The 12,486-nt window shown below is 67.0% G+C and carries 12 protein-coding genes; 3 read left to right on the forward strand and 9 right to left on the reverse strand.

The annotated features are described in order from the left end of the window. Positions 1 to 12: 12 nt before the first annotated feature. The 6 genes from mnhG to AC50YC_RS16735 are packed head-to-tail and all read right to left on the reverse strand — an operon-like array spanning position 13 to position 6,483. Positions 13 to 429: a monovalent cation/H(+) antiporter subunit G gene (gene mnhG, locus AC50YC_RS16710; protein WP_494954422.1), complete on the reverse strand. Its 417-nt coding sequence runs from the start codon at positions 427 to 429 to the stop codon at positions 13 to 15. Continuing rightward, entirely contained in the window at positions 419 to 697 is a 279-nt protein-coding gene (locus AC50YC_RS16715; RefSeq protein ID WP_494954423.1) for an MrpF/PhaF family protein, read from the reverse strand. Before AC50YC_RS16715 ends, mnhG begins: the two co-directional genes overlap by 11 nt. Continuing rightward, positions 694 to 1,239, reverse strand: coding sequence for a Na+/H+ antiporter subunit E (locus AC50YC_RS16720; protein WP_494954424.1), 546 nt, complete (start codon positions 1,237 to 1,239; stop codon positions 694 to 696). Before AC50YC_RS16720 ends, AC50YC_RS16715 begins: the two co-directional genes overlap by 4 nt. Next, positions 1,236 to 2,849 carry a Na+/H+ antiporter subunit D gene (locus AC50YC_RS16725; protein WP_494954425.1) on the reverse strand — a complete coding sequence of 538 codons (1,614 nt, stop codon included), beginning with the start codon at positions 2,847 to 2,849 and terminating at the stop codon, positions 1,236 to 1,238. Before AC50YC_RS16725 ends, AC50YC_RS16720 begins: the two co-directional genes overlap by 4 nt. Then, positions 2,846 to 3,421, reverse strand: a complete 576-nt coding sequence (locus AC50YC_RS16730) for a Na(+)/H(+) antiporter subunit C (protein ID WP_494954426.1) — start codon at positions 3,419 to 3,421, stop codon at positions 2,846 to 2,848. Before AC50YC_RS16730 ends, AC50YC_RS16725 begins: the two co-directional genes overlap by 4 nt. Next, positions 3,418 to 6,483, reverse strand: coding sequence for a Na+/H+ antiporter subunit A (locus AC50YC_RS16735; RefSeq protein WP_494954427.1), 3,066 nt, complete (start codon positions 6,481 to 6,483; stop codon positions 3,418 to 3,420). Before AC50YC_RS16735 ends, AC50YC_RS16730 begins: the two co-directional genes overlap by 4 nt. A gap of 152 nt (positions 6,484 to 6,635) precedes the next feature. Here AC50YC_RS16735 and AC50YC_RS16740 point away from each other — a divergent pair, with 152 nt between their 5' ends. Genes AC50YC_RS16740 through AC50YC_RS16750 form a run of 3 tightly spaced genes read left to right on the forward strand, consistent with a single transcriptional unit; the run spans position 6,636 to position 9,762 of the window. Next, the gene (locus tag AC50YC_RS16740) at positions 6,636 to 8,039 is read left to right on the forward strand and encodes an MFS transporter (protein ID WP_494954428.1); all 1,404 of its coding nucleotides are present in this window, start codon (positions 6,636 to 6,638) and stop codon (positions 8,037 to 8,039) included. A 39-nt stretch (positions 8,040 to 8,078) separates the two neighbouring features. Beyond that, complete coding sequence (locus AC50YC_RS16745; protein ID WP_494954429.1) at positions 8,079 to 8,561, forward strand: cation:proton antiporter regulatory subunit; 483 nt, start codon at positions 8,079 to 8,081, stop codon at positions 8,559 to 8,561. A gap of 4 nt (positions 8,562 to 8,565) precedes the next feature. Next, complete coding sequence (locus tag AC50YC_RS16750; RefSeq protein ID WP_494954430.1) at positions 8,566 to 9,762, forward strand: cation:proton antiporter; 1,197 nt, start codon at positions 8,566 to 8,568, stop codon at positions 9,760 to 9,762. A 71-nt stretch (positions 9,763 to 9,833) separates the two neighbouring features. Here AC50YC_RS16750 and dcd read toward each other — a convergent pair whose 3' ends face one another. The 3 genes from dcd to AC50YC_RS16765 all read right to left on the reverse strand — a co-directional run bounded on the left by dcd (position 9,834) and on the right by AC50YC_RS16765 (position 12,414). Continuing rightward, on the reverse strand, positions 9,834 to 10,409 hold the full coding sequence (gene dcd, locus AC50YC_RS16755) for a dCTP deaminase (protein ID WP_494954431.1): 576 nt from the start codon (positions 10,407 to 10,409) through the stop codon (positions 9,834 to 9,836). A gap of 64 nt (positions 10,410 to 10,473) precedes the next feature. After that, positions 10,474 to 10,917, reverse strand: coding sequence for an SRPBCC family protein (locus AC50YC_RS16760; RefSeq protein WP_494954432.1), 444 nt, complete (start codon positions 10,915 to 10,917; stop codon positions 10,474 to 10,476). 186 nt (positions 10,918 to 11,103) lie between these two features. Then, entirely contained in the window at positions 11,104 to 12,414 is a 1,311-nt protein-coding gene (locus AC50YC_RS16765) for an MFS transporter (protein ID WP_494954433.1), read from the reverse strand. Between the last annotated feature and the right edge of the window lie 72 nt (positions 12,415 to 12,486).

Here is a 12,486-nt window from a genome sequence, read left to right on the forward strand (position 1 = left end):
ATCGTCTAGCCCTCAGCGCCCGTCGGTGGCCGCGTCGCCGTCGTCGTCGGTAAAACCGCGTTTGCCGGCCGCCTGCTGCACCACTGCCTCCAGTTCATCTGTGCTGAGCAGCTCCGGGTGCAGGTGCTTTGTCCGGTAACCGGCCCGGCCGACCATATGCGCGGACACCGGCACGGTGAGCAGCTGGAAGATCCACGCCACCACCAGCACCGGCCACACCCACCAGGTGCGCATCTGCAGGCCCAGCGCGAAGAGCAGCAGGAACAGCCCCAGCACCTGCGGCTTGGTGGCTGCGTGCATGCGGGTCATGAGGTCCGGGAAGCGGAGCAGGCCCAACGCCGCGGCGAGGGACATCAGGGCGCCGACCACCATAAAGACCGCCGAGACAGCGTCGATCACGGTATCGGCGGAAAATGTCTCAGGATTCACTGGTCTTCTCCCGACGGTCGGCAACGAAGCGGGCGACCGTGACGGAGCCGACGAACCCGATGAGGGACACCGCCACCAGCAGCATGAGGCTGTTCAGGTGCCGGTTCGCAGCCATGTCGATGCACAAGGCGGCGCCCACGATCGCCAGCAGCACGTCCGCGGCGAGCACCCGGTCCAGCAGTGACGGGCCGCGCGCGATCCGGATAATGGCGCCGCCGGCAGCCAGGGAGAGCACCACGGCGGTGACGGTCAGGACCAGCTGCATCATGCCGCCACCTCCTGGTTGAGTGCGGACAGTTCGGCTTTGGTGCCCATGATCCTGATCAGTCCGGCCTCCGTGTTGCGGACGTCCTTGCGCAGCTGCGCGGCGTCGGCGGCGTCGCGGATGTTGATGCCGTGGATGTAGAGCGTGGACGTGGAGCGGTCCACCTCCACGACCAGCGAACCGGGGATCAGTGCGGTGATGTGGCCGGTCGCGGTGACCAGCAGGTCGGAGTGGCTCCGGAGCGGGACGGCGACGACGGCGCTGATCACCTTGGGGCCGGTGACCACGGCCAGGTACAGGACCTGGAAGCTCGCTGCCGCCACTTTCGCCAGGAACATCAAGGCGAACGGAACTGCCCGGAGCACGTTGAAGCGCCCGCCGAGTTCCACCGGCGGCAGGTAGAACAGCCGGGCCACCAGGACGGCAATGAGGGCGCCGAAGAGCAGGTTCCCGGGGCTGAAGTCCCGCCAGAGGGCAACCCAGACAATCACAAGCCATACCAGCAGCGGGAGTTCCTGCCGCAGCGAGATCCGTTTCCGGCTCATTTGGACACCACCGGCGGCTCGGGCTGAGCGATCGCAGGAACCTGGGCTTCCTGGCCAAGGACCGCCTGGATGTACGAGGTCCGGTCGAGCATGTCCACGGCGGACTGGTCCGCCACCTTGTACAGCGGACCGGCGAAGATGGTCAGCCCGACGCCGAAGATGACCAGGCCCAGGGTGGAGCCCACCATGGTCCGCGGCAGCAGGGTGACGTTGGTCTTGCCGGCCCGGTCCCCCGTGGCCGAATCCTCGGGGGCGGCCAGCAGCACCGGATCGGGGTGTTCGGCGTCCTCGGGCTTGCGCCAGAAGGCGCGGTTCCAGACGCGCGCGATGGCCAGCAGGGTCAGCAGGCTGGTCAGCACCCCGCCGATCACGAGGGCACAAGCCAGCGGGGTTCCCAGCTGGACACCGGCCTGCAGCAGCCCCAGCTTGCCCAGGAAGCCGGAGAACGGCGGGATGCCGGCCAGGTTCATGGCCGGGACGAAGAACAGCACCGCCAGCAGCGGGGACAGCTTCGCGAGCCCGGCGACGCGGTCCATCGAGGAACTGCCGCCGCGGCGTTCGATCAGGCCGGTCACCAGGAACAGGCTGGTCTGGATGGTGATGTGGTGCGCCACGTAGAAGACGGCGGCGCCCAGCCCGGCCACCGAGGACATTGCGAGGCCGAACACCATATAGCCGATGTGGCTGACCAGGGTGAAAGACAGGAGTCGTTTGATGTCGCTCTGGGCCAGGGCGCCCAGGATCCCCACGATCATGGTCAGCAGGGCCGCGACCATCAGCGGGGTATTGAACGTGTCACCCGGGAACAGCAGTGTTTCGGTGCGGACGATCGCGTAGACGCCCACCTTGGTGAGCAGGCCGGCGAACACCGCCGTGACCGGGGCGGGCGCCGTCGGGTAGGAGTCCGGGAGCCAGAAGGACAGCGGAAACACGGCCGCTTTGATGCCGAACGCCACCAGGAGCATCACGTGCAGCAGGTTCTGCGTGCCCTGGTCCAGGTCCGCGAGCTTGATGGCGAGGTCGGCCATGTTGATGGTGCCGGTGGCGCCGTAGATCATCGCGATCGCGATCAGGAAGAGCACCGAGGACACCACGGAGACCACCACGTAGGTCACACCGGCCCGGATCCTCGGCCCGGTCCCGCCGAGTGTCATCAGCACATAGCTGGCGGTCAGCAGGATCTCGAACCCCACGTAGAGGTTGAACAGGTCCCCGGAGAGGAAGGCGTTGGACACCCCGGCCACCAGGATCAGGTAGGTGGGGTGGAAGATCGAGACCGGCGCGTCCCGGTCGCCGTCGGCCATGCCCTGCCCGGTGGCGTAAATCAGCACGGCGAGGCTCACGGAGGAGGAGACCACCAGCATCAGCGAGGAGAACTGGTCCACCACCATCACGATGCCCCACGGCGGGAGCCAGCCGCCAATGTTGACCGCCGCCGTTCCGCCGTCCCAGACGGAGGCCAGCAGCCAGCACTCCAGCAGCAGCGTCAGGGACAGCAGCGCGATGCTTACTGTCCGTTGAGCCCGTGAGTGCCGGATCAGCAGGAAGGTCAGGGCAGCGCCGAGGATGGGAAGGAGGACGGCGAGCGGGGCGAAACTGGCAATGTTCACTGTCCGCCTCCTTCCTTGGGTGGGGCAACATTCAGGGATCCGGGCTGTTCTTCCGAGGCGGCTTCCTCGGCGTCCAGCTTGCGGTCGGCGACCTTGACCGTGGCCTCGGCGCCGTCGGGAACGTCGGACACGGCTTGGCCGTCCGAGCCGATCATGGTCAGGGGGAACTCGGAGGTCTCCACCGGGATCACGGAGTCGTCCTCGACGTCGAAGCTGGGAGTCTTCGCGACACGGCGGTCCTCGGCGTCGTCCTGGATCTCATCCTCGCGGGCCAGCACCCAGGTCCGGTAGATGATGCCGAGCATAAATGCCGTGACGGCGAAGGAGATCACGATCGAGGTGAGGATCAGGGCCTGCGGCAGCGGATCGTTGTACTCACCCGCGGCGGTGTCCTTGCTGTACATCGGTGCCAGGCCGGCGTAGCCGCCGGTGGCGAGGATCAGCAGGTTGGTGGCGTTCGCGAGAAGCATCAGGCCCAGCAGGACCCGGGTCAGGCTGCGTTCCAGGATCAGGTAGATGCCGCACGCGTAGAGGGCGCCCATGACCGTCAGCAGGGTCAGGTTGACGCTCATGCTTGCCCCCCGGCTGTGGTTTCGGCCGGAATCCCGCCGGTTTCCTGCCCGTCGGCCTGCCCGTCGGTCTGCTCGTCGGCATGTACCTCCGGGTGTTCCTCGAAGTGTTCGTCGATTTCGGCGCCGAGGCTGCGCAGCACGTCCAGCACCAGGCCGACGACGACTATGTAAACGCCGATGTCGAAGATCGTGGAGGTGACGAACTTGACGTCGCCGAAGACCGGCAGCCAGAACTCGATGATGGCGCTCTGGAACACCTGGCCGCCGAGCAGCAGCGGCACCAAACCCGAGGCGGCCGCGGTGGCGAGGCCGAAGCCCAGCAGGGTGCCGGCGCTGATCGGGGTGGCTTCGCGCAGCTCGAACCGGCCGCCGGCGAGGTAGCGGACGGTGAGCGCCAGCCCGGCGGTGAGGCCGCCGGCGAAGCCGCCGCCGGGGGTGTTGTGGCCCGCCAGCAGCAGGTAGATGGAGAAGACGATGATGGAGTGGAAGACCAGCCGTGTGACGACTTCGAAGATGATGGAACGGCGCTCCGGCGCCATGGTCCGGCCGGCTACGAGCCAGGCGTCCCGGCTGGAGGCCGCGAACCGGCGGCTCATGGCCAGTGTGGCATCGTCACGGGTGTTCCCGCGGCCGGTAGCGGCGTTTCGGCGTCCGACGGTCCCCTCGGCCACGGTGGAGGAGGCCCGGATCCCCTCGCCGCGGCCCCGGACGAAGATCAGGCTGGCGACGCCGGTGGCCGCCAGGGCCAGCACCGCGATCTCCCCGAAGGTGTCCCAGGCGCGGATGTCCACCAGGGTCACGTTCACAATGTTCAGTCCGCCGCCGCCCTCGTAGGCCAGCTTGGGGAATTCGAGCGATACGGGCGTGGCCACCCGGGCGCCGAGGGCGTAGATGGCGACAAACACCATGGTGACGCCGAAGGCGGCGCCGATGATCACACGCACCACCCGGTACTTCCCGCCGGTTCGGTCGCGCAGTTCGGCCGGGAGGCTGCGCATGGCCAGGACGAAGGCCACCAGGATGATGGATTCCACCAGCATCTGGGTCAGCGCGAGGTCCGGGGCGCCCTGCAGCGCGAACATCAAGGCAATGCCGTAGCCGGTGACGGAGACCATCAGCACGGCCAGGAAGCGCTTGTTGGCGCGGACCGCTGCCAGCGCCCCGATCACAATTCCGGCACCCACGACGACCTGCAGCGGGGAGTTGGGGTCAATGAAGTAGAGGTCCTGCGGCAGCGGTTTGTTGGCCAGCACCAGCGCGGTGAGCGGCAGGACGAACGCCACGGTGAGGATGACGGTCAGGTAGAAGTACAGCGAGCCGCGCTGGGTCCGGCCGGTGATCCAGACCGCGGCGTCGTCGAGCGCACCTATGGTCAGCTGGTAGCTGCGGTCGCCGTCGATCCAGCCGGGGACCAGCCCCTGGAGCCGGGAGACCGCGTTGCGGCCGTAGAACATGGCCAGGCCGAGGGCGAAGGTGATGGCGGTCAGTCCCAGGGCCGGGGTCAGGCCGTGCCACAGCGCCAGGTGTCCGGCGGCGTCCGCCGGGTCCTCGCCGTCGGGCACGAACAACGCCGCGTAGGGCTGGATCCAGCCGTCGGCGGGGGCCGGCCACAGCCCGTAGACGATGGTCAGGAGGCTCAGGATGGCGGGGGCGGCCAGGAACGCCGGTTTGATCGGTGTGAACGGGGTGGGCTCGACGCCGGATTTGACGGCGAAGGCGCCCCACATAAACCGTGCACTGTAGGCGAAGGTCAGGATGGAGCCCAGGACCAGGCCGAGCAGGACCACCAGCCCCCACGGGCCGGCGGCGGGCTCGGCGCTGTAGTGGACGAAGGCTTCGAAGACCGATTCCTTCGCGACGAAGCCGGCCAGCGGCGGGATGCCGGCCATCGATGCGGCGCCGACGGCGGCCACGATGGCGAGGCCGCGGGCGGAACGGTAGACGCCCGAGAGCTTGCGGATGTCACGCGTTCCGGCCTGGTGGTCAATGATCCCAACCACCAGGAAGAGGGTGGCTTTGAACAGTCCGTGGGCGAGGAGCAGGGCAAGGCCGGCCAGCGCCGCATCGGGTTTGCCGAGGCCCACCACCATGGTCAGGAAGCCGAGCTGGCTGACCGTGCCGTAGGCCAGGATGAGCTTGATATCGGTCTGCCGCAGCGCCCGGTAGCCGCCGACCAGCATCGTGGCGAGGCCGAGGCCGAGGACCACCGGCAACCAGAACGCGGTATCCGCGAATCCCGGCGCCAGCCGTGCCACGAGGTAGATACCGGCCTTCACCATGGCCGCGGCATGCAGGTAGGCGCTCACCGGGGTGGGGGCCGCCATGGCGCCGGGGAGCCAGAAGTGGAACGGGACGAGGGCCGATTTGGTGATCGCACCGATCAGAATGAGTACGACGGCGGCGCCCACGGCTCCCGCGGCGGGCCCGGTGACGAGGCCGGGCGCCAGCTCGAGGAGCATCGAGATCCGGTAGGTCCCGGCGGTGAAGCCGAGGATGATCAGACCCACCAGCATGGCCAGGCCGCCGGCGGTGGTCACGATGAGGGCCTGCAAGGCGGAACGCCGCGCTGAGAGCCTGGTCCGGGCGTAGCCGATCAGCAGGTAGGACAGGACCGTGGTCAGTTCCCAGAAGATGAACAGCAGGAGCAGGTCATCTGCCGTCACCAGGCCGAACATCACCCCGGCGAAGGCCAGCAGCTGGGCACCGAATCCGCCGAGGTAGTCGTCCTTGTCCTTGAAGTACCGGGCGCAATAGACCAGGACCAGCGCCCCCACGCCCAGGACGAGCAGGGACATAATCCAGGCCAGGGCGTCCAACCGGAAGGCAAGCTCAATTTTCAGCTCGGGGATCCAGGGCAGGACCTCGGCCAGTCCCGTGCCGGCACCACCGCCGCCCTGGGCTTCTCCAGGGCCGGAGTAGACGGCGCCGTGCTGCAGGAGCAGCCAGACGAAGGAGCCTGCGGGTACCGCCGCGAGGGCGTAAAACGAATTCCGGCCGAACTTCCGGAAGAGAAATGGCGTCACAGCAGCCACCGCAAAGTGCACGGCAAGGACTGTGATCACTGGTATCTCCGCAACGTCAGGAATTCGATTGTCAAAAAGTTGGAGCAGGCGGGGCATTCGTTAGGTTCAGTCCGGACAGTTTACCAAGCGTGGACAAATTCTTTTCGCACGGTGCGCCGAGACCTCGACGCCCTGCGGATAATATTCACGCTATGAACTCCGCTGCTGCCCCCGAGGCCATGCGTCCCGCCTCGGAACTGGAATCCGGAAGCCAGGTCACCCACAAGGGCCGCATCCTCGCGTGGGCAGCCTGGGACTGGGGCTCGGCTGCCTTCAACGCGGTCATGACCACGTTCGTCTTTACTGTGTACCTGACCTCCAATGCCTTCGGCGGCGAGGACCAGGCCTCCGCGGTCCTGGGCGGCGCACTGGCCATCGCCGGTGCCGCCATCGCGCTGCTGGCCCCTGTCACCGGGCAGCGCTCGGACACCGGGGGGCGCCGGAAGCTCTGGCTGGGGGTCAATACTGCCGCGGTGGCGCTCCTGACCGCGCTGTGTTTCTTCGTCTTCCCGCGTCCGGAGTTCCTGCTGCTCGGCGTGACGCTGATCGCGCTGGCGAATGTGTTTTTCGAGTTTGCCGGTGTGAACTACAACGCCATGCTCGCCCAGATCTCCACCCGGGAGAACATCGGCAAGGTCAGCGGCTTCGGCTGGGGCATGGGGTACCTCGGCGGGATCGCAGCGCTGCTAATTGTGCTCCAGCTCTTCGTCCAGCCCAGCTTCGACTGGTTCGGCGCCTCGACGGAGGACGGCCTGAACATCCGCCTGGTCGCGGTGTTCTCGGCCTTGTGGTTCTTCATCTTCGCGTTGCCAGTGTTGTTCGCCGTGCCGGAGCTTCCCAGGACCAAGCAGGGCGCCGGTCTGGGATTGCTGGCTTCCTACGGCCTGCTGGTGCGGCGGATCAAAGCGATCTACCGGACCAGCCCGCACACCATCTACTTCCTGCTCGCCAGTGCCGTGTTCCGGGACGGGCTGGCCGCGGTGTTCACCTTTGGCGGCATCATCGCCGCCGGCACGTTCGGCTTCGAACTCAAGGACGTCATCTTCTTCGCGATCTTCGGGAACGTCGTCGCCGCCGTGGGCGCCATTTTGGGCGGCTTCCTCGACGACCGGATCGGGCCCAAGTCGGTCATCATCGGGTCGCTGGTGGGCCTGCTGATCGCCGGGTCGATGATTCTGGTCCTTGGCAACGCGAACCAGTCCTTCTTCGGCATGGAGTGGGCGGGCACTACCACGTTCTGGATCTTCGGCCTGTTCCTGTGCCTCTTCGTGGGGCCGGCGCAGTCCTCCTCGCGGGCCTATCTGGCCCGGCTCGCCCCGCACGGCGAGTCCGGCGAGCTGTTCGGGCTGTACGCCACCACAGGCCGGGCCGTCAGCTTCCTGGCCCCTGCACTCTTCACGCTGTGCATCGCCGTCGCCGCCCCGCTGGTCGAGCCCGGCGAGGCGCAGCGTTGGGGCATCCTCGGCATCATGGTGGTGCTGCTGGCCGGGCTATTGCTCCTGCTCCCGGTCAAGGCACCGGACAAGACCGACATCGCGGTGGTCCCCGCGGCCTGAAGCTGCCCGGAAAGCCGTCCGGCGCACTAGGCTGGAGGCATGAACGTGGATGAAACGGAACTGCCGGGGCTGGGCCGGCGCAAGGATTTCATGACCGCCTCCGGGCGGCGGATCGGCGTCGTGGAATACCGCGAAGGCCAAACCGAGCTGATCGTCTCCACGTGGGACGACCCGGACACCTGCCAGGCGTCCATCCCGCTGACCGCCGATGAAGCCGCTGCGCTGGGGAACCTGCTGGGCGGCCAACGGCTGGCCATGCAGCTTTCCGAAGCCCACCGCGAGGTCCCGGGAATCGTCACCCGGCAGTTCTCCATCGGGCCCGATTCGCCCTTCCGTGGCCAGCCGATGGGCAAGGCCCGCATCCGGACCAGGAGCGGTGCCTCGATTGTGGCCATCATGCGCGAAGGCGAAGTACTCCCCTCGCCGGGACCGGACGTGGTCATGCAACGCGGCGATCTCCTCGTGGCAGTAGGAACGCAAGAAGGCCTCGACACAGCAGCCGGCATCCTGCGCAACGGCTGACGGCATGGATCCGCTTGCACTGACCCTGATTGAACTCGGGGCCGTCGTCTTTTGCCTCGGCTTGCTGGCGAGGCTGGCGGGGCGGATCGGCATGTCTCCTATCCCGTTGTACCTCGTCGGAGGGCTGTTCTTCGGTGCCGGCGGGATTGTGAAACTTGAGGGTATGCAGGAGTTCGCCCATCTTTCGAGCGAGATCGGCGTCATTCTTCTCCTGCTTATGCTCGGATTGGAATATACAGCCGCCGAGCTGGTCACGGGTCTGCGCCGCTCCTGGCAGGCCGGCGTCCTGGACCTCGTCCTGAACTTCCTGCCGGGTGCCCTGCTGGCGGTCCTGCTGGGCTGGGGGGTCGTGGGAGCGATGGTGATGGGCGGGGTCACCTACATTTCGTCCTCGGGGATCGCGGCGAAGGTGATCACGGACCTGGGCCGGATCGGCAACCGCGAGACCCCGGTGGTGCTCTCGATCCTCGTGTTCGAGGACCTGGCCATGGCGGTTTACCTGCCGATCCTGACCGCGACCCTGGCCGGCGTCAGCTTCGTGATGGGACTGCAGACCGTAGGGATCTCGCTGGCCGTCGTCACCGTCGTGCTGCTGGTGGCACTGCGCCACGGGCACCATGTGTCAAAGGCCGTGCACAGCGAGAACTCCGAGGTGTTCCTGCTCAACCTGCTCGGGGCCGCGCTGCTCGTGGCCGGACTGGCCGCGGCCATGCAGGTGTCCGCGGCGGTGGGGGCCTTTATGCTCGGAATCGCCATTTCGGGGGCCACTGCGCACAGCGCCACCAGGATCCTGGAGCCCTTGCGGGACCTTTTCGCTGCGATCTTCTTCGTGGTCTTCGGCCTCAACACAGACCCCTCCACCATCCCGCCCGTGCTGGGCTGGGCCCTGCTGCTGGCCGTCGTCACTGCCGCCACCAAGATGATCACGGGGGTCTGGGCGGCCAAGCGGGCCGGGATCGGCCGGCCCGGGCAATTCCGCGCCGGCGCCGCCCTGATCGCCCGCGGGGAATTTTCGATCGTTATTGCCGGCCTTGCTGTCGCCTCTGGCGTGGTGCCCCAGGAGCTCGCGGCCCTGGCCACCGCCTACGTGCTGATCATGGCCGTGACGGGCCCGCTCGCAGCCAAGTTCATCGAGCCGGTGGTGGCGATGCTGCGCCGGCCGGCGAAACCGCCCACGGTGCGGACCGCGGACGGCGTCTAGCTCCGCCCTGGGCCGCGGTCCCAGCGTCCGTGCAGCGCGTCAGCGCGCGCGGTATTACCGCGCCACGGGGTTCAGATGTCCGTGCGGTGGAAGTTCAAGTGGCTGCGGCTCGCCGTCGGGCCGCGCTGGCCCTGGTAGCGGTTGCCGTACTCGCCGGAGCCGTACGGGTACTCGGCGGCGGAAGTGAGCCGGAAGAAGCACAGCTGGCCGATCTTCATGCCCGGCCACAGCTTGATCGGCAGCGTCGCCATATTGGACAGCTCGAGCGTCACGTGTCCGGAAAAGCCCGGATCGATGAACCCTGCCGTGGAGTGCGTGAGCAGGCCCAGCCGGCCCAGCGAGGACTTGCCCTCAAGCCGGGCGGCGATGTCGTCGGGAAGCGTCACCGTTTCGTAGGTGGAGCCCAGGACGAATTCCCCGGGGTGGAGGATGAAGGGTTCGCCGGACTCGACCTCGACCAGGCGGGTCAGCTCGGGCTGTTCCTCTGCCGGGTCGATATGGGCGTACTTGTGGTTGTCGAAGAGCCGGAAGAATTTGTCGATCCGGACGTCAACCGACGATGGCTGAACCATGGCAGGGTCAAACGGCTCCAGAACGATCCGTTGGGAGTCAATTTCGGCACGAATGTCGCGGTCGGAGATCAGCACAGTCTCAAAATTACCGTACTCGCCGGGGACAAAAGTGCGCGGGGCGAGTGTTACAGCACTGCCGTTACGGCGCTGCCTGTTCTTCCAGCACCGACTTGAGCTGCTCCAATTGGCAGACCTCGGCCTTCATCCGGCGGCGGAGGGGGGACTTCAGCCGGGCCAGGAGCCCCCGGGGCTCGCATTCCACGGCGAAGCGGACGCGGGTGCTTCCGCCTTCCGTGCTCAGGTAGTAGCCGCCGCGCGTCCGCTCCGGCCCGCCCAGACCCCGGTACTGGATTTCCGCCCCGGGCCGCGCCTCGGTGATCTCGAAATCTCCGCAGATGGCGCGTCCGCCGGGGCCGGTGACGGTCTGCCGGTACACGGCTCCCTTGGTTCCGGCGGCGCCCGATTCCAGTTCGATGCTGCTGACACCGGCACGCCAGGCCGGCAGGTTGCGGGCGTCGAGCAGGAAGTCATACACGCTCATGGCATCCCGCTTGATGACGACGTCGTATTCTGCGATTGCCACGGAAATCCTTGCTCGGCGGACGGCTGATGGGCGTAGCCCGCTTCCCCGGAACTGCAGCTAACTCGTTCAGGATAGACAGCAAGGCCCGCCCCGCGCGGCTGCGGGGACGGGCCTTTATCGAAGAGTTATGGGACTCCCCGGATTGTGTACTGCTCTGTGACTCCGTCGCAGGGGCTGGTGCGGGGCCTACTTTTCGGTAAGTTTCGGCACCGAGAACACCACAATGGCGCCGACCACGGCGAAGGCCGCGAACATGTAGAAGTTGAGCTGCCAGCCGAAGGCCATTCCGGCGATCAGCCCGCCGATCAGTGGCCCGCAGATGGCGCCGATGCGTCCAATGCCGAGCGACCAGCTCAGGGCGGTGGCGCTCAGGGACTGCGGATAATGCGTGGCGCAGTAGCCGCCCACCAGGATCTGGGTTCCCACGGAGCCGAGCCCGGCGAAGGCGACGATGACGAGCAGCATCGCCAGCGGGAGCTGGAGGCTCAGCATGAGGATGGACACGAAGGCCAGGAGGAAGGACGCCGTCACCACCTTGCGGATGCCGATCTTGTCCGCCAGGACGGAGGCGCTGATGGAGCCGACGATCGCGCCGGCATTGAGCACCAGCAGGAATGTCAGGGCATCGCCGAGCTGGAATCCGGCCTGCCGCATGATCTGCGGCAGCCAGGTGTTCAGCCCGTAGACCAGCAGCAGTCCGCAGAAGTTCGCCATCGCGAACAGGACGGTGGAGCGGATCCACTTGCGGGTGAACAGGGTCTTCATGGCCGATTTCGGCGCTTCTGTTCCGGTCTTGACGTCCTCCGCGGTGACGATGTCCGAGTAGATCAGGCCGTAGCGGTCTGCGGTCGCTTTGGCCTCCTCGATGCGCTGCTTCCGGGCGAGGTAGGCCACCGACTCGGGCAGGAGTTTCCAGGCGATGGGGAGCAGGGTGACGAGGGGCAGCGCGCCGATGGCGTACATCCAGCGGAAGTCGATGTGCTGCAGCAGGTTGATGGCGAGGAGGGAGGCGCCGACGCCGCCCACGGAGTAGCCGCTGAACATCACGGCGTTGGCGATCTGGCGCCGCTCCTTGCGGGCGTATTCGACTGTCAGCGCGATGCAAGTGGGAACGATGCCGCCCAGGCCCAGGCCGGTCAGGAACCGCAGGAGGCCGAAGACCTCGGCGGATGGCGCGAAGGCCGTGAGCAGCATGCAGGTGGAGAACCACGCGATGCAGGCAAGCATGATACGGCGGCGGCCCAGCTTGTCGGTCAGGATGCCGACGGAGAGCGTGCCGACGAGCATGCCGACCAGGGCGAGGCTGCCGATCAGGCCGGCCTGCGCGGGGGTGACGCCCCATTCCTGGAATTTCAGGATCGTGGGGACGGTGGACCCGTAGACCACCAGGTCATAACCATCAAAGACGATGGCCACGAAGCACAGGATCAGGACCGCGTGGCCCTTCCACCGGGGTGTGGCCTCGTTGCGCAACTCAGTCGGCATTGACTGCGTCATGGGTGTACCTCTCATTGAGATTTCGTTGGGATTTTGTGTGGCAGATCACATGCTGTGCCCACTGTGTCACGC

The sequence above is a fragment of the Pseudarthrobacter sp. MDT1-56 genome (assembly GCF_059383555.1).